The organism is Bartonella sp. B23 (genome assembly GCF_053793815.1).
Window position 1 is genome coordinate 423,323 of the sequence record NZ_CP200033.1, and the last position, 21,202, is coordinate 444,524.

General features: G+C 37.3%; 21 protein-coding genes. 20 read left to right on the forward strand and 1 reads right to left on the reverse strand.

Annotated elements, in window-relative coordinates; genetic code table 11:
* The first annotated feature begins 284 nt into the window (after positions 1-284).
* The 6 genes from yajC (at position 285) to V4B17_RS01785 (ending at position 4,413) form a co-directional block, all read left to right on the forward strand.
* Entirely contained in the window at positions 285-743 is a 459-nt protein-coding gene (gene yajC, locus V4B17_RS01760) for a preprotein translocase subunit YajC (RefSeq protein ID WP_455479799.1), read from the forward strand.
* 442 nt (positions 744-1,185) lie between these two features.
* Positions 1,186-1,572: an Mth938-like domain-containing protein gene (locus V4B17_RS01765; RefSeq protein WP_455480158.1), complete on the forward strand. Its 387-nt coding sequence runs from the start codon at positions 1,186-1,188 to the stop codon at positions 1,570-1,572.
* A gap of 200 nt (positions 1,573-1,772) precedes the next feature.
* Positions 1,773-1,925 (forward strand): hypothetical protein, encoded by a 153-nt coding sequence (locus V4B17_RS01770; protein ID WP_455479800.1) that lies wholly within the window; start codon positions 1,773-1,775, stop codon positions 1,923-1,925.
* A gap of 174 nt (positions 1,926-2,099) precedes the next feature.
* Complete coding sequence (locus V4B17_RS01775; RefSeq protein ID WP_455479801.1) at positions 2,100-2,249, forward strand: hypothetical protein; 150 nt, start codon at positions 2,100-2,102, stop codon at positions 2,247-2,249.
* Positions 2,250-2,337: 88 nt separating this feature from the next.
* Positions 2,338-2,565, forward strand: coding sequence for a hypothetical protein (locus V4B17_RS01780; RefSeq protein WP_455479802.1), 228 nt, complete (start codon positions 2,338-2,340; stop codon positions 2,563-2,565).
* Positions 2,566-3,552: 987 nt separating this feature from the next.
* Positions 3,553-4,413 (forward strand): phytoene/squalene synthase family protein, encoded by an 861-nt coding sequence (locus tag V4B17_RS01785; protein WP_455479803.1) that lies wholly within the window; start codon positions 3,553-3,555, stop codon positions 4,411-4,413.
* Positions 4,414-5,053: 640 nt separating this feature from the next.
* Here the strand turns inward: V4B17_RS01785 and V4B17_RS01790 are convergent.
* Positions 5,054-6,943 (reverse strand): peptidyl-prolyl cis-trans isomerase, encoded by a 1,890-nt coding sequence (locus V4B17_RS01790; RefSeq protein ID WP_455479804.1) that lies wholly within the window; start codon positions 6,941-6,943, stop codon positions 5,054-5,056.
* A gap of 156 nt (positions 6,944-7,099) precedes the next feature.
* Between V4B17_RS01790 and tpiA the strand changes: the two genes are divergently transcribed.
* The 14 genes from tpiA to V4B17_RS01860 all read left to right on the forward strand — a co-directional run bounded on the left by tpiA (position 7,100) and on the right by V4B17_RS01860 (position 21,178).
* Positions 7,100-7,864, forward strand: coding sequence for a triose-phosphate isomerase (gene tpiA, locus V4B17_RS01795; protein ID WP_455479805.1), 765 nt, complete (start codon positions 7,100-7,102; stop codon positions 7,862-7,864).
* Positions 7,865-7,964: 100 nt separating this feature from the next.
* Complete coding sequence (gene secG, locus V4B17_RS01800) at positions 7,965-8,420, forward strand: preprotein translocase subunit SecG (protein ID WP_455479806.1); 456 nt, start codon at positions 7,965-7,967, stop codon at positions 8,418-8,420.
* A gap of 129 nt (positions 8,421-8,549) precedes the next feature.
* The gene (locus tag V4B17_RS01805; RefSeq protein WP_455479807.1) at positions 8,550-10,178 is read left to right on the forward strand and encodes a CTP synthase; all 1,629 of its coding nucleotides are present in this window, start codon (positions 8,550-8,552) and stop codon (positions 10,176-10,178) included.
* 35 nt (positions 10,179-10,213) lie between these two features.
* Positions 10,214-11,050, forward strand: coding sequence for a 3-deoxy-8-phosphooctulonate synthase (kdsA, locus tag V4B17_RS01810; RefSeq protein WP_455479808.1), 837 nt, complete (start codon positions 10,214-10,216; stop codon positions 11,048-11,050).
* A 77-nt stretch (positions 11,051-11,127) separates the two neighbouring features.
* Positions 11,128-12,396, forward strand: coding sequence for a phosphopyruvate hydratase (eno, locus tag V4B17_RS01815; RefSeq protein WP_455479809.1), 1,269 nt, complete (start codon positions 11,128-11,130; stop codon positions 12,394-12,396).
* 101 nt (positions 12,397-12,497) lie between these two features.
* Positions 12,498-12,905, forward strand: coding sequence for a TM2 domain-containing protein (locus tag V4B17_RS01820; protein WP_455479810.1), 408 nt, complete (start codon positions 12,498-12,500; stop codon positions 12,903-12,905).
* Between the two features lie 510 nt (positions 12,906-13,415).
* Positions 13,416-13,700 carry a hypothetical protein gene (locus V4B17_RS01825; protein WP_455479811.1) on the forward strand — a complete coding sequence of 95 codons (285 nt, stop codon included), beginning with the start codon at positions 13,416-13,418 and terminating at the stop codon, positions 13,698-13,700.
* A 62-nt stretch (positions 13,701-13,762) separates the two neighbouring features.
* On the forward strand, positions 13,763-14,092 hold the full coding sequence (locus tag V4B17_RS01830; RefSeq protein ID WP_455479812.1) for an FtsB family cell division protein: 330 nt from the start codon (positions 13,763-13,765) through the stop codon (positions 14,090-14,092).
* 128 nt (positions 14,093-14,220) lie between these two features.
* Positions 14,221-15,261 (forward strand): pyruvate dehydrogenase (acetyl-transferring) E1 component subunit alpha, encoded by a 1,041-nt coding sequence (gene pdhA / locus V4B17_RS01835; protein WP_455479813.1) that lies wholly within the window; start codon positions 14,221-14,223, stop codon positions 15,259-15,261.
* 16 nt (positions 15,262-15,277) lie between these two features.
* A complete protein-coding gene (locus tag V4B17_RS01840) occupies positions 15,278-16,642 on the forward strand; it encodes a pyruvate dehydrogenase complex E1 component subunit beta (RefSeq protein ID WP_455479814.1) in 1,365 nt (454 codons plus the stop codon).
* 14 nt (positions 16,643-16,656) lie between these two features.
* On the forward strand, positions 16,657-17,985 hold the full coding sequence (locus V4B17_RS01845) for a pyruvate dehydrogenase complex dihydrolipoamide acetyltransferase (RefSeq protein ID WP_455479815.1): 1,329 nt from the start codon (positions 16,657-16,659) through the stop codon (positions 17,983-17,985).
* Between the two features lie 229 nt (positions 17,986-18,214).
* Positions 18,215-19,675 (forward strand): dihydrolipoyl dehydrogenase, encoded by a 1,461-nt coding sequence (gene lpdA / locus V4B17_RS01850; protein ID WP_455480159.1) that lies wholly within the window; start codon positions 18,215-18,217, stop codon positions 19,673-19,675.
* Between the two features lie 76 nt (positions 19,676-19,751).
* Positions 19,752-20,714 carry a lipoyl synthase gene (gene lipA / locus V4B17_RS01855; RefSeq protein ID WP_455479816.1) on the forward strand — a complete coding sequence of 321 codons (963 nt, stop codon included), beginning with the start codon at positions 19,752-19,754 and terminating at the stop codon, positions 20,712-20,714.
* Between the two features lie 2 nt (positions 20,715-20,716).
* The gene (locus tag V4B17_RS01860) at positions 20,717-21,178 is read left to right on the forward strand and encodes a type II toxin-antitoxin system RatA family toxin (RefSeq protein ID WP_455479817.1); all 462 of its coding nucleotides are present in this window, start codon (positions 20,717-20,719) and stop codon (positions 21,176-21,178) included.
* Positions 21,179-21,202 lie beyond the last annotated feature (24 nt).

Below are 21,202 nucleotides of genomic sequence, written 5' to 3' on the forward strand. Positions count from 1 at the left end.
ATATGCGTTGGAAAAGAAGAAAGCGATTTTATATTACTAATTTTTTCCGGTTAATGTTAATGCTCACATTTATGATATATAAAAAGGAAGATAAATCTGTTTTTTAAAAGTTTTTTCTCGTTGCCTTCTGTCTCTTAAGGATTTATTTCCTTTCTATAAAGCTGTTGTTACGTTGTGTGGTTACCACTGTGCATGATAGATTGTTTGTGAAGGCTTTTCTCTGAGCCGAAAGTTTATTTCAGTAGAGTGGAAAATACCTGAATTTTAATCTATAGGAGACAAAAATGCTTATTACTCACGCTTATGCTCAAGTCACAGGTGGTGTTTCTGATGGGACTTCGCTTGTTACCTTTGTTCCATTCATTCTGATTTTGGCAATTATGTATTTTTTTATGATTCGTCCGCAGCATGTGCAAATGAAAAAGCGGCAGGAGATGCTCGATGCTGTGCGTCGTGGTGATACAATTATAACGGGTGGTGGTATCATTGGCAAGGTGATAAAAGTTTATGATGAGAGTGGTGAACTGGAGGTGGAAATTGGTAATGATATTCGTATTCGCGTTATCCGCTCAACATTATCTGATGTTCGCGTTAAAGGCGAACCAATTTCAGAAAAAAAATCAAAACTTAATGCTAAAATAAAAGAATCACAAAACTCTAAATCTAAATCTAAAACTACAACAAAAGGAAATATGAGTGCATCAAAGGAGAAAAAAACTTTATCAAAGGAAAAGGAATTTTAAATTATAACTGCAGTTTATTATGTTCTTTTGCAGTATATTTTTATGAAAATAGTTTTTTTACATAAAAGATATTACATCGTAGGGGTAATTTTCTAGTCGATGAATAATATAGTGTTTTGTTTGTTTTCTGCAGACTATTTTAAAAAAATATATTTTATCTCTGAATTATCGTAGTGAGTTTTCTTATTTTTAAGTGAAAATGCTAAGATATTTTTTCTTTTTGAGATAGATTTGTTTAAGCAAACCTAACATTTAATTGCAGCTTAGCGCGAAATTTTTATATGATTTTTATACTGCTAAGGCAATATTTTGCATAAAAGATATTGCATCAATATTTTTGTACAGGCTATAATCAGGACGTAGAATGTTCAAGCCCTTTTCTAAATTTTTGAGGGAAATAGAAAAGAGCAATTTAGTTGTTCAAAATAGAGGACGCTTATTGATGTTTCATGCAATTCAAATTCGTGAAGCGCATTTTCCAAATCGTGCACCTATTGATGCTTATGGAAATGGTGGTTTTCGTTTTGCTGATATGTCACACAGAGGTTCTATTATTTGTGTACCATCAGGTATTTATGGTATTGATATGATAAGTCCTCTTCCTACTCAAGAGAATATATCTCGTGTTTTAGAAGAAGCGTCTGAGATTGAAGTTTTGCTCATAGGAACAGGAGTTGAATTGTTGCGGTTACCCGAAGAGCTACGGATGCTTTTATGGGAAAAGTGTATTTCATCAGATACAATGAGTACAGGAGCAGCTGTGCGTACATTTAATGTTTTATTGGCTGAGGATCGGGCAGTTGCTGCATTATTGTTTGCGGTGCAATGATATTTTATTTCAATAAAATAAATGTATTAATGTAACATGAAGAAGCTATTATACTTCTTGAATGATATTATTTTCTTTGATCATTTCAAAAGAAAGACTTTTATAATCAGTGCATCGTTTTATTTTACTACAAACGAATGTCTCAAATCTGATAAGATAAATTTTATAAGAAGATTTTTCAAAGAGAGAAGCATCTACGCTTGGCAGATTGTATCACAAAATATGATATTGACAAAGTTCTTACTCTTGCTAGGCATTACCAAACGGATTTTCCAAAAAATGCTCTAATTTTATCTATTAGTTCTAAAATAGCGCCTGCTGATACGGTAGATGAGGCCGATGAAATGGATTAATGATGTTTCGTTGGCTATGGAAGGTGCAACAGCGCTTTTAAAAAGCTTAGGGTGGTTGCTGAGAAAATCCATGAAGATGGCTGTGTGGAAAGCTACTAGTTAGCTGATTGTGAAGTGCAAATTCTTTGTAATGGTGTAATTTCAAGAGATTATCTTCAATTTGACAGAACCTTTTTGATTGGTATTAGCATTCTTGCCGTTGCGTGGGGATTCAGTGCCTCTACACACTCTGAAGATTTATCAAGTTTAGAGCTTAATTTTGAGGAAAATGGTTTGGAAATCTCTGCACCAAAAGTGTACGATGTTTGCTTGATGATGCTTTAGAATTGGCACGCAAAGAGAACTGACCATATTGAAGCAATTTACTCACTATTATGGCGTTGCACTTTAGGAAAAGGATGCAACAAATGATGTGAATAATACAGATTATGCTTTACTTTACATTGGTGTACCGGGTTTATTGGACGATGTTAAGGCTATGCAGTCGTATCGCAGAAGCTTTGCAGTAGAGGATCATTTAGGTTTTGATGAGAGCACTCAAAAGATTCATCTTGAATGCGCAGCAATTTTAGCTGTAGAAGCAGAAAAATCTAAGCAACTAAGCTACGCTTTGATTGAGAAAGTGCAAAGAGTTTTATGACTGATTAGAATTTGTCATTGAAAGATATTCCGCTTTTTTAAACAAAAAGGTTTTTGTTTAAAAAAGACAACAAGCAACATCTTTTGACATTGAAGGTGTTTTCATTGTGATACACCTATATGCTACAAGTGTAATCTGGTTCTTTAAAAGAGGTTACCAAAGAGATATATAACAAACATAGTTTTATTATTTATACTAATCATGGTATAATAAGATCTAATTTGATAAAGACAAGTTTAATATGGTGAAACAAACGGTATTGGAAGGAATGTAGCTTTGATTGATGAAAAAGGAGAGAAAATAAATTATAGAGAATAATCACTAAAAGATTTTACTTTTTGTTGTGCCTTCTCTGTCGAATTGTTCTTTAGCAAGAAATTGATGGAATATTTTGGTAGAAGTTCTTCCTTATTCAATTAAATTGGATGATATACGCTGTTTGTTGGTATTCTTATCACGCTTTTACTTTGCATACATTGCATTTGAAGTGTCTTGGAAAACATTGTCGGCAGATCAGATGCCCAAGTTTTTAAAAAGCACATCAATTTTTCAGATATTTTACCTTTTTCCCACCAAGTTTCTTTATAAAAAAGGCAGATATTCTTCATCATTTACATGTGAAAATGTTAAACAAATGAGACTTTACATGATTACATATATATATATATAAAGTGATCATTCCTTACTCCTTTATTTCAGTATGAATGCGAGTGTAAGAGACAAGCTTTCGTAGGAGTTTATCTGTTTATTAATTTTTCTTCTTAAGAAGATACATTATGATTACAAGCGAAATTTTTGTAAGCAAAAATACTTCATGTATTTAGGGTAACTAAAAAATTACCTAGAAAAGAATCTTTAATTTGTAATACATGTAGAGGCATATTTAAAAATTTTATTCTATTGGCTGTATTTGCTCATTCATCATTTCGAAATATGATAAAAATAGAATGTTAATTGCTAAAAAAGAAAGTTAAGAGGTGTCACAGAATGATTGATCCTCTTCCTTATTATCTTGATTTTTTACGTGCCACAGATCGTGATCGCTATATATCGGTTTTATTTGCACCTAAAAAAAAGCGCAGAGCACTGGCTGCTCTTTACGCTTTTAATGTAGAAATTGCTCGTATTCGCGAAATTGTACACGATCCACTTATTGGCGAAATACGATTACGTTGGTGGTATGATTCCATCGCTAATGGTGAAATAAAAAAGAGTAAAGATAATCCGATTTTAAGCGATTTGTTTACAGCAATGACTCTCTTTAATTTGCCTAAGACAGCTTTTTTACGTTACTGTGATGCGCAGATTTTAGATCTTTATCACAATCCGATAGAAAATCTTCATGATCTCGAATTCTATTTTAGCGAAACAGCAAGTATAATCTTGCGTCTTTCTTGTCAGATATTAGATCCTGATACAACACAAGATTTTACAGATGTCTACGAACGTGGAGGGATTGCTCAGGGATTAAGTGGTGTATTACGTCTTTTATCATTTATGCAATCACGATACCAATACTATTTACCTGCTGATATATTAAAGGCTGTAGGGGTAGATAGGGAAGATTTGGAGTCTAATCGTATCAATGACAAACAAAAGTGCCACATCGTTGAAGCTATGGTAGCATTATCCAGAGATCATTATACCAAGTTTTACGATCATTCTAGTGCTTTGCCCAGCATGCTTAAACAAGCATTTCTTCCGTTGGCGATTATACCAGCATCTCTTCAAAAAGCAGTACAGTTGGGAGCTGTAGTTTTTCAAAAAAGCGCAACTTTACCATTGATTCATCGTTACTGGTTGATAGCAAGGGCAGCAATAAGTGGTAATTTTCCAAAGATATTATAAGGATTAAAGAACATTATCCAAGAACAGAGAAAATCAATCAATGTGTTAGATAACTAAGATATTGTGAATCAAAATTCTTTTTTTTCATTGGGGAAGTACTGCCAATGTGTTGATAATGATTTCAGAACAGCCATAAACTGGATACATGGAATTTGAAATTGAATATATCATGTATTTTTTCAGTGTTTATCCATTGTTATACATCGGTAGATGGTTTAGAGAATACAAAACTAGGATAAAATTTATGAGATCATCAATTAATTTCTGATAAAATTGAGATTTTAATATTCATTGCTTAATTGTATCAGTATGCATCGTTTTTCAATGAAAAATGGTATTTTTGAATAGGAAAAAATTACCTCTAACGGCTGCAGAAAAAATCTATGGTTGAAGGAAATATTGCATGTATAGACGATTATAAATAATAACTACTCATGATGAGAACATTTATAGGGCTGTCCGCACAGATTACATTCTTTACTACTCTGGAAAAATTATCCCATAAATTGCATCCATTGTTTTTATTGATATTATTCATCCTTATACTGATGGAAAAGAATTCCATCTTACTTTTTGAATTGCAAAAGAAGTTCTAATTACGATTTTATTACTTAAACACCAAAAATCATTTGCGAGATTTTTACTCGACAGCGTTGAAGATTTGATTCTGAAGAGTGCTATTAATTTTCAAAGGGTGTTCTTTATTCGCAACTTGTAGCATTTCTATTTTTAGGCCTTCTCTCATTATCATATCTATATTAGTACGGATATTAGGTGAAAGGGTATGAAGGTCGTTGTCTTGAGGCATGGCTACTGTTTTTATTTGATAAACGATGCGACTTGTTGCGAGTGGGCCTCTTACTACGCCATAGTGCCCCTTTGGGCCAGAAAATAATGCTTTAATCCCTTCAAATCCAAAGATTTCAGATGAATCTTGACGCCGTAGAGGCTGTGTCGTTTGTTTTTTCACACCAAATGCATGGGCAAGAGAAATAAAACTTTTTCCCTCAGAGAGTTGTTTGAGAGCATTTTTGGCTTTTTCATCAAGAAGGCGTTGAAGTTCTTCGCTTTTCCATTGAGAAAGTACATCTTGTTTGGCTTCTTCAAGTGTTCTATCGCGGGCAGGAATAATTTTATCTACTTTATACCAGAGATATCCACTTTTTGGTAAAGAAAGAGGATCAAGATCGACACCTTCATTTGATTGATAGATGGCATTCAATAAAATATCTTTCTGAGGCAAATCTGTTACTATTGTACCCTCAATCGTTTTTCCTGTTTTATCAACAGTAATTGTACGCAGAGGTAATTTATATTGGTCAGCAAGATCTTTGAGAGAAGTCCCCTCAAAGCGTGCATTTTCGATCGCTGTATAATTGTTACGTATAGCGTCCACAGCATAATTTTGAGCAAGTGCTTGACGAATATTTTCTTCCACTTTTTCAAAGGGAAGTGAGGCTGAAGGTTCAATATGTGTTACGCGAATGATAACGGGACCTTGTATGCTATTGATTACAGCACTAACTTGCCCTTGTTTGAGTTCGAAGATCTCAGATGCTAAACTACTGGGAAGTTCATTTTCTGTGAGGGGGCCTTTTTTTATCTCACTGAGAGTCTTGTTTTCAGCTTTAACTAGCGCATCAAAACTCAATCCATCGGCTATTTTTTTTGCTGCATTATCGGCAGCTTCGCGCGTAGTGAATTGCAATTCTTCAATCGTGCGTTTTTCAGGAGTTATAAAACGCGAGGTATTTTGTGTATAATAAGCTCTAGCTTCATCTGTTGAAATATCTTCGGGTTTTATAATCTCATCTGATGTCATAGATAATAAAGAAACAGTGCGGTACTCTGGAGTACGAAATTTATTTTTGTGGGTTTCAAACCATTTTTGCAATGTTTCTTGATCGGGATCAAAACTTTTTTCATTGTCTTTTAGATCAATAACAAGATAATCAGCGACACGGGTTTCTCTTTGATGAAGAGCGAGTGCTTTATAAAACAGATTTGGTGCCTTCATCCCAGATATTGAAGCTGCAATGAGTTGGTTGCGTTTTTCTCTTTGAGTGTAATAATCAAGAAAATTATTTTCGCTGATACGTAAATTCTGAAGATAGTTACGAAACAAACTCTGATCAAAGACGCCATTCATTTGAAACATATTATCAGCACCAAGAATACGCGCTATTGTGTTTTTTGAAAGGCTAATTTTCATTTTACGCGTCTGTTCATCGAAGAGTATATTTTGTTGCAACTGATTGAAAACAAAGGTGGGGATTTTATACTGCTGGATTTCATCTTGTGTAAACATTCGTCCAATATGAGATGCGAGTGCCAAACGTACGCTTTGATCGGCAAGTGCAAGAAGGTAATCATCAACAGTTACTGTGGATTTTCCAGCAGTAATAAGATCTCTTTCACTCTTTATATATAACTGCGGTATGCCCCATAAAAGGATGAAGCATAAGAGTAAAATAGCAAGAAAAGTTCTGGAAAGCCAAGAATTTGTAGCGTTTCGTATGATGTCAAGCATCGTTCAATTCCATCTTTTGGTATGAATTTTTATCAAAGCAGTGATGGAATTTGCAATAAAGATATGAAAGATGCAAGCTTAAAGATTTTCTTTTATTTTATAATTTGATACCTAAAAACATAAATAATATATTGTAGGTGTTTTTGAGGTAAAATTATGTCTCCGAATATTTGGCCTTTTATTGCTGGAAATTGGAAAATGAATGGAACTGGTGAATCGCTTGGAGAGTTGCGTGCCATTGCTTCTGGTGTTAGCTCTGATTTAGGCCGTTTATTTGAGGCGCTTATTTGTGTTCCAGCAACGCTTTTATCGCGGGCTTCTAACACGTTAGGTGGTGAAAATCTCCTTTTGGGTGGACAAAATTGTCATTTTGATGATCATGGCCCTTATACTGGAGATATTTCAGCTTTTATGCTTAAAGAAGCAGGGGCAAGTCATGTTATTATTGGGCATTCAGAACGTCGCACAGTTTACCAAGAAAGTGATGCAATTGTTTGTGCCAAAGTACAAGCAGCGTGGCGAGCGGGTCTTGTTTCTCTTGTTTGTATTGGTGAAACGTTAGAGGAACGCAAAAGTAATAAAGTGTTGGCTGTTCTCAAGCGGCAGCTTGAAGGATCTTTGCCAGATGGTTCTACAGCAAAAAATGTCATTATCGCTTATGAACCTGTATGGGCTATAGGCACAGGTAATACGGCTACTTCAGCAGATGTTGCAGAAGTGCATGGTTTTATTCGTGATGAGGTACGCTCTCGTTTCGGTGATGAAGGAAACAAGATGCGGTTACTTTACGGTGGATCAGTCAAACCATCCAATGCATTTGAGCTTTTGAGCATTGATCATGTTAATGGGGCTTTGATAGGCGGAGCGAGCTTAAAAGCAGTTGATTTTTTAACTATTTGCGATGTTTATCGTAAATTATGATGTTTATCGTAAATTATAACGGAGGAATCTTTGTTTCTCCTTGGATTATGTGTTATTTACGTGTAAACAGCTATGAAAAGTTATTTAAAGAGCAGGTTTTATGCAAACGGTACTTATTGTTATTCATTTTTTGGTTGTTATTGCTTTGGTGGGTATTATCTTAATTCAGCCTTCTGAAGGTGGCGGGCTTGGAGCGAGCAGCAGTTCTGGGTTGATGAGAGCGCGTGGATCAAAAAATCCATTAACGCGTTTGACCGCTATTTTAGCATGTTGCTTTTTTGCAGTGTCCATTGGACTCACCGTTGTAGGGAATATATCGAATTCCAGTTCTGATATTCTCAAGCGTATTCCTGCTAATTCGGAAAAAAACTCTAAAAATAAAGAGATTCCAGAAGTAGCGCCATCATCAGGTGATGAGTTTCAGCCTTCTATTCTTGAACAACTAGGAGGCACCTCGGTTCCATCTCAGGAACAAAAACAGCCTACAAATCCTGAAACTGAGAACCCCGTTCCGCCGGCTTTTGAAAATCCAGTTCCAAGTGAGAGTATAAAATAGTTTTTTTGAAAAAGTATAGGTTTTAAAAAAGGCGCCTTTTTCACCTTTTTTATTTTATAGAAGGAAAATAGTTTCTTTTTGCATTTTTTTCTGGAAAAATTATTATAAACAGCTTATCACCATAAGCTCATGACACGTTATATTTTTATTACTGGTGGTGTGGTTTCTTCCCTTGGAAAAGGCATTGCAGCAGCAGCATTAGCTGCGTTGTTGCAGGCTCGTGGCTATCGTATACGGCTTCGCAAACTTGATCCTTATTTAAATGTTGATCCAGGCACTATGTCACCTTATCAACACGGCGAGGTGTTTGTAACTGACGATGGCGCAGAAACCGATCTTGATCTTGGTCATTATGAGCGTTTTACAGGACGTTCTGCGAATAGGCAGGATAATATTACGACAGGGCGTATTTATCAAAATATTATTGAACGAGAGCGACGCGGTGATTATTTGGGGGCAACAGTCCAAGTTATTCCTCATGTTACCGATGAGATTAAGACATTCATTACTACGGGAAATGAAGGATTTGATTTTGTTTTGTGTGAAATAGGTGGAACGGTTGGTGATATTGAAGCAATGCCTTTTCTGGAAGCAATTCGCCAGATTCATAATGAATTACCAAGGCAAAATGTTGTTTATATACATCTTACATTAATGCCTTATATTCCTTCGGCTGGTGAATTAAAAACCAAACCAACGCAACATTCCGTCAAAGAATTACAATCAATTGGAATTGCACCCGATATTTTGTTGGTGCGTGCAGATCGACCTATTCCAGAAACAGAGCGGAGCAAATTATCACTTTTTTGTAATGTTCGCTCAAATGCAGTTATTCAGGCATTGGATATGCAAACGATTTATGATGTTCCCATAGCATATCACAAAGAGAGGTTAGATTCAGAAGTTCTTGCTGCTTTTGGAATGAATCTTACACCTAAGCCTAAAATGGATCATTGGGAAGATATTACATATCGGATTCATCATCCTGAAGGGGAAGTAACAATTGCTATTGTTGGAAAATATACCGGCTTAAAGGATGCTTATAAATCCCTTATCGAAGCAATTGCGCATGGTGGGTTAGCCAATAAAGTAAAAGTTAATATTGAGTGGATTGAAGCGGAACTTTTTGAAAAAGAAGATCCTGCATCCACTTTACAAAAAGTCCATGGAATTTTGGTACCTGGTGCGTTTGGAGCACGTGGTACAGAAGGTAAAATTCGAGCAATTCAATTTGCGCGAGAGCATAAGATTCCGTTTTTGGGTATTTGCCTTGGGATGCAATTAGCTTGTATAGAAGCTGCGCGCAATCTTGCACATATTAAGGATGCTTCATCAAGTGAATTTTGCGAAACAAAAAATCCAATTGTAGGTTTAATGACAGAATGGCTCAAAGAAAATGTTCTTGAGAAACGTACAAAGAGTGGAAATCTCGGTGGTACGATGCGTCTTGGTGCTTTTGCTGCTAACTTAAAAGAAAATAGTCATATTTCTAAAATTTATGGAACGACAAAGATTCACGAGCGACATCGTCATCGTTATGAGGTAAATATTGATTATAAAGAGAAGCTTGAACAGTGTGGGTTGATTTTTTCTGGTGTGTCTCCCGATGGTATTTTACCAGAGACAATAGAATATGCAGATCATCCATGGTTCATTGGTGTTCAATATCATCCAGAATTGAAGTCACGTCCATTTGATCCACATCCACTTTTTTCTTCTTTTATTGAAGCCACTGTAGAACAAAGTCGATTGGTTTAGTTCATAAATTGGATTATTTGCTTTTGAGGAATAAAATGTCTGAACCAAATGCCATTGTGGAAGTTGGAAATATTGTTTTTTCAAATGAATTACCTCTTTCATTGATTGCAGGTCCGTGTCAGATAGAAAGTCGAGAACATGCTTTTGAAATGGTTGGTCAGATTAAAGCAATTGCAGATAAAATTGGTATTGGGTTTGTTTATAAATCCAGTTACGATAAAGCCAACAGAACATCCTTGAGTGCGGCACGCGGTATTGGCCTTGAAAAAGCAATGGCTATCTTCTCCGATTTGAAGAAGGAATTTGGTTGTCCGATATTGACTGATGTGCATACAGAAGAGCAATGTACAGCTGTTGCTTCTATAGTAGATGTTCTGCAAATACCCGCTTTTTTATGCCGTCAAACAGATCTTTTGGTGGCAGCAGCTAAAACGGGGTGTGTTATTAATATCAAAAAAGGTCAATTTTTGGCTCCGTGGGACATGGAAAATGTTTTAAAAAAGGTTGTTCAAAGCGGTAATCCGAATGTTATGCTTTGTGAGCGAGGCACTTCGTTTGGTTATAATCGACTTATTTCTGATATGCGTTCATTACCCATTTTGCGTTCATTTGGAGCACCTATTATTTTTGATGCAACACATTCTGTTCAAGAGCCAGGAGGCAAAGGAGATTCGTCTGGTGGACAACGTCAATTTGTTGAAGTTTTGGCGCGGGCGGCTGTTTCTATTGGGGTTGCAGGTGTTTTTTTAGAAACACATCAAGATCCAGATAATGCACCTTCTGACGGGCCTAATATGATTAAAATTGATAATTTACAAAGACTTCTTGAGACTTTAATGGAATTTGATTATCTGTCTAAAAAAGTGAATTAAACACACAATGACAGAGGATATTTTATCATTATGGCGTTTAGAATGAAGCGAGACTTTTGTTGGAGAAGGGAACCCATATGACTGTAATTGTTGATATCATTGGTCGTGAAGTGCTTGATAGCCGAGGAAATCCAACGGTAGAAGTTGATGTTCATTTGGAAAATGGGGCTTTTGGTCGTGCTCTTGTGCCTTCAGGGGCATCTACAGGGGCACATGAAGCTATCGAGCTTCGTGATGGTGGCGTGCGCTATCAAGGAAGAGGTGTTGAAAAAGCTGTTGCAGCAGTAAACGGTGAAATTTTTGATGAACTTGGTGGGCGAGATGCAAGAGAGCAAATTGCTATTGATCAAGCAATGATCGCTTTAGATGGAACGCCAAACAAAGCACGTCTTGGTGCAAATGCACTTCTTGGCGTTTCATTGGCTGTTGCAAAAGCAGCTGCGGAATCATTATGTTTACCCCTTTATCGCTATATTGGGGGTATACAAGCACATATTCTTCCAACGCCAATGATGAATATTATTAATGGGGGCGCACATGCTGATAATCCGATTGATTTTCAAGAATTTATGATTCTTCCAGTTGGAGCTCCTACCTTAAAAGAAGCAATCTGTTATGGGGCTGAAATTTTTCATACTTTAAAAAAACGCTTAAAAGATGCAGGTTATAATACTAATGTTGGTGATGAAGGTGGTTTTGCGCCCCAATTTAAAAGCGCTGAACAGACACTTGATTTTATTATGGAATCTATAATAGCGTGTGGGTACAAACCAGGTGAACAAATTGTACTTGGTTTAGACTGCGCTGCGACCGAATTTTATAAAAATGGCTCTTATTTTTATAAAGGTGAGGATAAGTGTCGTGATGTTCAAAAACAGGTAGATTATTTGGCACAACTTGTTGAAACTTACCCTATTGTTACGATTGAAGATGGAATGGCTGAGGATGATTGGGAGGGCTGGAGATTATTGTCCGATTCGATTGGAAAAAAATGTCAACTTGTTGGCGATGATTTATTTGTAACAAATTCAGCGCGTTTGCGCAATGGTATCAAGATAGGGGCGGCCAATGCTATTCTCATTAAAGTTAATCAGATTGGTACTTTAAGTGAGACGCTTGATGCTGTAGAAACAGCGCATAAGGCAGGCTATCGTGCCATTATATCTCACCGTTCAGGTGAAACAGAAGATTCTTTCATAGCAGATCTTGCTGTTGCAACGAATTGTGGGCAGATTAAAACAGGTTCGCTTGCACGTTCGGATAGATTAGCAAAATACAATCAGCTTATTCGTATTGAAGAGATGCTAGGGGTACAGGCATGTTATGCAGGCAATTGGCGTCGTTAATGGCGAATGAAAAAACAATATTTTTTATTAATTGAACAAGACGATTAAATTTGATGATTTTATCAATAATAAAAGCATAACTATTTCATAGGTGATTAAAGATGAGAGGTATAATTATTAGTCAGGATCAAGAAACTTATCTTGTCTCTGCTGATGATGGTAAGCGTTATCAATTCGCAACTTTGGATTGGTTAGGAAAAACTCCACCGAAGATAGGCGAGGCGATTGATTTCGTATGTGAAGGTGATGTTATCAATTCTGTTTTTCCATTATTGCCACAAGATTCAGAACTTACAAGATCGATGCTCATACTCATTTGTTGGTTTACTGGTGTATTTGGTATTCACCGTTTTATGGTTGGTAGAGTTTGGACTGGTACTTTAATGCTTGTTCTATCTTTATCGATTATCGGTTTGATGATTACAGGGATTTGGGCAATTGTTGATTTTATAGTCATTGCGGCGGGGAAATTTACTGATAAAAATGGTAAAAAAATTACACGTTGGTAGAAATTATACAGTAATGGAATGTATAAAAAGGAAATCATGTTTTTTGGTTTCGTTGTGATTAGTCTATGAATCCATAATACTTGGAGTCTTTAGGTGCATGTATTTGGTGATTAGATATTAATGAAAATCATGCACAGTTGAATAGAAATATTGCAAAAAGCTATGCTATTTTACCTTAAACAAGGCATCAATGTAAATCAATCGAGATGTGTTTTGTATTGCCGCTTATAGCAATGCAAAATATTAAGTTGTTTAGGAATTCCAAGCTATTTTAATTTTATGATTATCACGGTGAGTATGGGTTGTATTTACGCCGTGAGGTTAATTAGCATATTATACAATTTAGAAAATAATCTCTTTATGAGTAACATATGAGGAATGGCTTTATAGGTACCAAGGACGAAAGGTACAATTATTGGTTGAGACCGAGAAACCTGTCTTATTTCAGGCGATGCTGGTAAGCATCATCAATTTTCGAGTTGTGGTTAGTTGGAAAAGAATCCACTGAAGGTGGGTGATGCCGTTGATTTTGTTTGCGAAGGTGATACTGCTAAATCTGTTTTTTCTATCTTGACTGGAAGTTATTCACAACAGTTAAAAACAACGCCAAGGGGTGTTTGCTTTTTTAGGGTGGTGGGTGTTTATCGTTTTATGGCTGGTAAAATGAGAACAGATATTTTAATAATTGCTTTAACTCTTTTTGGAGCTTTGATATCTGGTCCTTGGTCATTCATTGATTTTATAGCCATTTTAACAGGGAATTATTTTTGTAGGTATTTGGTAATGAGGTATTAATTAAAGTTATGCATAGTTAGTAAAATGTTGAGAAGGTTGTGCTGTAAAGACTGTGCTATTTTATGTGGACAAAACAAAAACGTAGATCAATCAAAATTCGCTTTGTACTCCCACTTATGACAGTGGGGGTTTTAAGCTACTTCAGTTATCACATTTATCATGGTGAGTACGGGTTATATTCACGTAGTGAGGTTAATCAACATATTATCGAATTAGAGGAAGAGCTTCATAAGGTAGAAGCTGAACGGATGTTCATTGAAAAGCGTATTTCACTTTTACGCAATGGGCATATTGAGAAGGATATGTTGGATGAGTATATTCGGAAGAATTTAAACTTTTCCAAACCCAATGAGTTGACGATTTTAATCCCTTCAAATGACATTAAAAATTAATCGGAAACTGCTTCATTTCAAAAAATATTTTAACACAATCTCTCCAGATATCATCCAAGTTTATTGATAATGCTTGTAACTTTTGTTCGTAAAGGTTATTCCTAAACAATCATAAAAGGGAGTTTAATATGGCAGAACGATCTAAAAAAAATTCTGCGTCGGTGGTACATACGGCATTATCAAACACCACAAAGAGAGCACAAATAGTTACTTTTACCAAAGAAGAGGAGATTGATGCCTATCGTGAGATGCTTTTAATTCGTCGTTTTGAAGAAAAAGCGGGGCAGCTTTATGGTATGGGGCTTATTGGTGGATTTTGTCACCTTTATATTGGGCAAGAAGCCGTTGTTGTTGGAACATTAAAGGCAGCAAAAGAAGGTGATCAGGTGATAACATCTTATCGAGATCATGGTCATATGTTGGCGGTTGGAATGAGTCCACGTGGTGTTATGGCTGAATTAACTGGGCGTCAAGGAGGCTTTTCCAAAGGAAAGGGTGGATCGATGCACATGTTTTCTAAAGAAAAGAATTTTTATGGTGGGCATGGCATTGTTGGTGCACAGGTTCCAATTGGTTCAGGTTTGGCATTTTCGAATCAGTACCTTGGTAAAGATAATGTGACATTAGTTTATTTTGGTGATGGTGCCGCCAATCAGGGTCAGGTTTACGAAAGTTTTAACATGGCTTCACTTTGGAAGCTTCCTGTTGTCTATATTATTGAAAACAATCAGTATGCTATGGGAACATCAGTTGTACGTGCATCTGCAGAGACTGATTTTTCCCGTCGTGGTCTTTCTTTCGAAGTTCCAGGTATTGTTGTTGACGGTATGGATGTTCGAGCAGTAAAAGGAGCTGCTGATGAAGCAATTGCTTGGGCACGTTCTGGTAAAGGGCCCATCATTCTTGATATGCAGACTTATCGCTATCGTGGTCATTCTATGTCTGATCCGGCAAAGTATCGTTCAAAGGAAGAAGTTCAGAAAATAAAAGAGGATCAAGATCCGATTGATCAGGTGAAAAATAGAATTATTAAACAAGGCTTTGCGAACGAAGATGATTTAAAATCTATTGATAAAGAGGTGCGTGCGATTGTTGCTGATGCGGCAAATTTTGCGCAAAACGATCCAGAGCCAGATGCTTCTGAGCTCTATACTGATGTTTTAGTTTGATGCGAGGGAAGCAAGTATGTCTATTGATATTTTGATGCCGGCGCTTTCACCAACGATGGAAGAAGGTAAATTGTCTAAATGGCTCAAGAAAGAAGGCGATAAAATTAACTCTGGTGATGTAATTGCTGAAATTGAAACTGATAAAGCAATGATGGAAGTGGAGGCTGTTGATGAAGGTACTCTTGGTAAAATTGTTGTGCTTGAAGGTTCTGAAGGTGTGAAGGTGAACACTGTTATTGCAGTGTTGCTAGAAGAAGGTGAAAGTGCTGATGATATTTCACATAATGCCGATGTTTTAAATAAGTCTAAGGGAGGATCTTCCTCTCTTTCTCCCGTAATTCCTGGACCTCCTACTTTTGATATCATCTCTGATTCTGATATTCCAGCAGGGACGAAAATGGTTACGATGACGGTGCGTGAAGCGCTTAATCAGGCTATGGTTGAAGAGATGCGGCGTGATGAAATGGTCTTTCTCATGGGAGAAGAAGTCGCGCAATATCAAGGTGCGTATAAAGTTAGCCAAGGTTTGTTGGAAGAATTCGGGGAACGTCGAGTTATTGATACTCCAATTACAGAACACGGTTTTGCGGGATTGGCTGTTGGGGCAGCATTTGGGGGATTACGTCCCATTGTTGAATTTATGACATTTAATTTTGCTATGCAGGCGATTGACCAAATTATCAATTCGGCAGCAAAAACCCGTTACATGTCTGGTGGACAAATGTCTGCGCCCATGGTTTTTCGTGGTCCCAATGGTGCAGCTGCGCGTGTTGGTGCACAGCATTCTCAGTGTTATGCTGCATGGTACAGCCATATACCAGGTCTTAAAGTTGTTATGCCTTACAGTGCTGCAGATGCAAAAGGTTTGTTGAAGGCTGCTATTCGTGATGACAATCCTGTTATTTTCCTTGAAAATGAAATTTTGTACGGCCATCAATTTGATGTTCCCCAAATAGATGATTTTATTTTGCCTATTGGTAAGGCGCGTCTTCATAAGGCTGGTCAAGATGTTACGATTGTTGCTTATGGAATTGGAATGCATTATGCAGTTCGAGCGTTACCTGAAATTGAAAAACTGGGGATTGATGTTGAACTGATTGATTTGCGAACTATTCGCCCAATGGATCTTGCGACAATTTTTGCTTCAGTTAAAAAAACAGGTCGTTTGGTAACGATTGAAGAGGGGTATCCCCAATCATCTGTTGGCACTGAAATAGCAACACGTGTTATGCAGCAGGCTTTTGATTATCTTGATGCACCAATTGCTACAATTGCGGGCAAAGATGTTCCGATGCCTTATGCTGCCAATCTTGAAAAATTGGCTTTGCCTGATCTCGCTGAAATTGTTGAAGCCGTTAAGGCTGTGACTTATAGAGCATAACGGAGGAAAGTACTATGCCCATTAAGATTACGATGCCTGCGCTTTCCCCTACGATGGAAGAAGGAAATTTGTCAAAATGGAATGTCAAGGAAGGAGATAAGGTTTCCTCCGGTGATGTTATTGCTGAAATTGAAACGGATAAGGCAACAATGGAAGTAGAGGCCGTTGATGAAGGAATGGTTGCTAAGATTGTTGTTCCTGCTGGAACGCAAGGCGTTAAAGTAAATTCTTTAATTGTTGTTTTAGCAGAAGAAGGTGAAGACTTAGCTGAAGCAGCAAAGGCTGCAGAAGAAACCTCCTCCTCGTTTGCAACCAAAGGATCAGATGATATAAAACAGACAGATTCAAAGACAACACAAACATCCCATATATTATCAGTTCAACAATCGATACAGAAAGATAAAAAGAGAGTACATCTTTTTGCTTCTCCTTTGGCGCGGCGGTTAGCAGCTCAGGCGGGGCTCGATTTATCGCTCGTTTCGGGCAGTGGTCCACAGGGGCGTATTATCAAGCGTGATGTGGAAAAAGTCATGAATAGCAGTGTTTTTGAGGATTCATATTCATCACAAAATATACAGCCGGTAGCTGTAAGTATTTCTGACGAACAGATACTAAAACTCTTCAAAGAGGATGAATATACATTTGCACCCCATGATAATATGCGTAAAACAATCGCCAAACGTTTGGTGGAATCAAAACAAACAGTACCACATTTCTATGTGACAGTTGAGTGCAAACTCGATGCATTGCTAGAGCTGCGTACACAATTGAATGCTGCTGCTCCAATGGTTAAGACGCAAGAAGGATCGAAGCCTGCTTATAAAGTTTCCGTTAATGATATGGTTATTAAGGCTGTAGCACTTTCCTTAAAGGCTGTTCCCAATGCTAATGTATCTTGGCTTAAAGGTGGAATACTTCGTCACAAACACTGTGATGTTGGTGTTGCTGTTTCTGTTTCGAATGGATTAATTACACCAATTGTTCGCCATGCAGAAGAAAAATCTTTGTCGATGATTTCCAATGAAATGAAAGATTTTGCAAAGCGTGCACGTGAACGAAAATTAAAAATGGAAGAATATCAGGGAGGGACAACAACTGTATCAAATATGGGAATGTATGGTGTGAAAAGTTTTTCTGCTATTCTTAATCCACCACATGCGACGATTTTTGCGATTGGTGCAGGTGAACAGCGTGCAGTTGTTAAAAATGGTGCATTGGGGATTGCGACGGTAATGTCGGTCACACTTTCTGCGGATCATCGCGCTGTTGATGGTGCGTTAGCGGCAGAGCTTGCACGGAATTTTAAGAAGATGATTGAAAATCCATTAGCAATGTTAATTTAAGTTGTTTAAAGGCGATTCACGTAAGTCATTTGTGCGTGTGGTATGTCAATATAACAGAGGCTGAATTTAAAAAGCTTGAAAGAGTGTGCTATTGCACCTTCTAATTTGGTGGAGGTATTTATGTGAAGCTTGGAGTGAAAAATACAAGAAAATTCTTTCATATTATTTTTTTGTTTTTAAGCATTAAAGAATGCGTATCCATTTTATGTATGTCCATGGAGGAATTACTGTGGTGAATCTTTATGATGTAATTGTTATTGGATCGGGTCCTGGTGGATATGTAACCGCGATTCGTGCGGCACAGTGTGGTTTCAAAACTGCGATTGTTGAACGTGAACATTTAGGTGGGATTTGCTTGAATTGGGGATGCATTCCCACAAAAGCACTCTTACGTTCAGCAGAAATAAAGCATTTTGCTGAACATGCGAAAGATTATGGTCTAAGGCTTAACGGTTCAATTGAAGCAAATATCAAAGATATTGTGGCACGTTCGCGTGGAGTTTCAGCACGTTTAAATGCTGGTGTTGGTTTTTTGATGAAAAAAAACAAAATTGATATCATTTGGGGTGAAGCTAAGCTTACCAAGAAGGCAAAAGGGAATGAACCAGCGGAAATTATGGTTTCTTCATCTTCCAAATCTATTATGCAGCCACAAAATCCGATCCCCAAAGGAATATTAGGGGAAGGGAGCTATCAAGCAAAGTATGTCATTATTGCAACGGGTGCACGTCCTCGTTCTCTTCCCGGTATCGAGCCAGATGGAAAGCTTATTTGGACCTATTTTGAAGCTATGATTCCTCATACAATACCGAAATCGCTTTTAGTAATGGGATCAGGGGCAATTGGTATTGAATTTTCCTCTTTTTATCATGATATGGGGGCGACGGTGACTGTTGTTGAAATGATGCCTCATATTATGCCAGCTGAGGATGTTGAAATTTCAACATTTTCTCGCAAACAGTTAGAAAAAAGAGGTATACGAATCATCACGCAAGCAAAGATAACAAAGGTTGAAAAAGCTTTTGATTCTCTCACTGCGTATATTGATGTGAATGGTAAAACAGAAACAATCACAGCCAATCGACTTATTTCAGCTGTTGGTGTTCAGGGCAATACTGAAAATCTTGGATTGGAAGTATTAGGTATAAAAACCGATCACGGGTGCATTGTAACTGATGAATGGAGTTGGACGGGGGTAGAAGGCATTTATGCTATTGGTGATGTAGCAGGTCCTCCTATGTTGGCGCATAAAGCAGAAGAAGAAGGTGTGATATGTATTGAGCATCTTGCAGGTTTAAAAAGTTCTCGTCCGCTTGATAAAAGAAAAATTCCAGGATGTACATATTGTATACCACAGGTTGCCTCTGTAGGACTTTCAGAGGCAGCAGCGAAAGAAGCTGGTTATGACATACGTATTGGTCGTTATCCCTTTTCTGCTAATGGTAAAGCAATTGCTTTAGGAGAAGATCAAGGATTAGTGAAAACGGTTTTTGATAAAAAAACAGGACAACTTCTTGGTGCACATATGGTAGGAGCAGAAGTAACAGAACTGATTCAGGGTTTTGTTATTGCTATGAATCTTGAAACAACTGAGGAAGAGTTGATGCATACCGTTTTTCCACATCCAACATTGTCGGAAATGATGAAAGAAAGTGTATTGGATGCTTATGGTCAAGTTCTAAATGCTTGATGGCTGGATTGTATGAAAAATCGTGTATTTTGTGATTTTTCATCAGCGTTCCGTTATTGAAAAGGCAGAGGCTTAAATGGTTACGGTTGTTGATAGAGTTACGAATAGGCGTCTGCGTCATCCTGAGAAAGCGCATCGTCCAGATACAAGCATTCAGAAAAAACCGGATTGGATTCGTGTAAAAGCGCCAACATCACAGGTATATAAAGAAACGCATGGTATTGTACGATCCAATAAATTGGTGACTGTCTGTGAAGAAGCTGGATGCCCAAATGTTGGTGAATGTTGGAGCCAGAAGCATGCCAGTTTCATGATTTTAGGTGAGATATGTACACGGGCTTGTGCTTTTTGCAACGTTGCAACAGGTATTCCGCTTGCAGTTGATGATAATGAGCCAGAACGTGTGGCAGATGCCGTTGCACAGATGGGATTAAAACATGTTGTGATTACATCTGTTGATCGCGATGATCTTGCAGATGGTGGTGCACAGCATTTTGCAAAAGTTATTTATGCTATTCGTCAAAAGGCTTCTAAAACGACAATTGAAGTTCTTACACCTGATTTTCGTCATAAGGATGGCGCGTTAGAAATCGTTGTTGCTGCTAAGCCTGATGTTTTTAACCATAATTTAGAAACAGTTCCCTCTAAATATTTAAAGGTTCGTCCAGGGGCTCGCTATTTTCATTCAATTCGGTTATTACAACGCGTCAAAGAACTTGATCCGACAATCTTTACAAAATCAGGAATCATGGTTGGTCTTGGGGAAGAGCGAAATGAAATTCTTCAATTGATGGATGATTTACGTTCTGCTGACGTTGACTTTATGACAATTGGGCAATATTTGCAACCTACACGAAAACATCATCCAATTATTCGTTTTGTACCCCCTGAAGAATTTGAGTCCTTTGCTAAAATTGGTAAAGTGAAGGGTTTTTTGCATATGGCTTCCAGCCCGTTAACGCGCTCTTCTCATCATGCAGGGGATGATTTTGCAATTTTGCAAAAAGCGCGTGATGAAAGATTTGCCTTACAGAGATAGTTATGCCGACCTTTACAACATATCGGCAGATTGCCCATAGTGCCAGTGAAATGTTTAATCTTGTTTCAGATATTGAACGTTATCCTGAATTTTTACCAATGTGTGAGGCTTTAACAGTCCATTCTCGCACAGAATGTGAGGAAAAGACATTGCTTCTTGCTGACATGACAGTTGTCTATACAGTTATCCGAGAAACTTTCACGACTCAAGTATTTCTTCAGCCAAAGGAAAATCTCATAGAGGTTAAATATATTGATGGTCCATTCAGATATCTTGAAAATCGTTGGGCGTTTCATCACATTGAGAATACGAATGCGTGTAATGTAGAATTTTTTATTGATTATGAATTTAAAAGCAGAATTCTTGGGTTAATGATGGGCTCAATGTTTGATATCGCTTTTCATAAGTTTACCGATGCTTTTGAAACGCGTGCACATAAAATTTATGGATATCCGGCAACATAATTTATTTAATTGACGTTTTTGCAT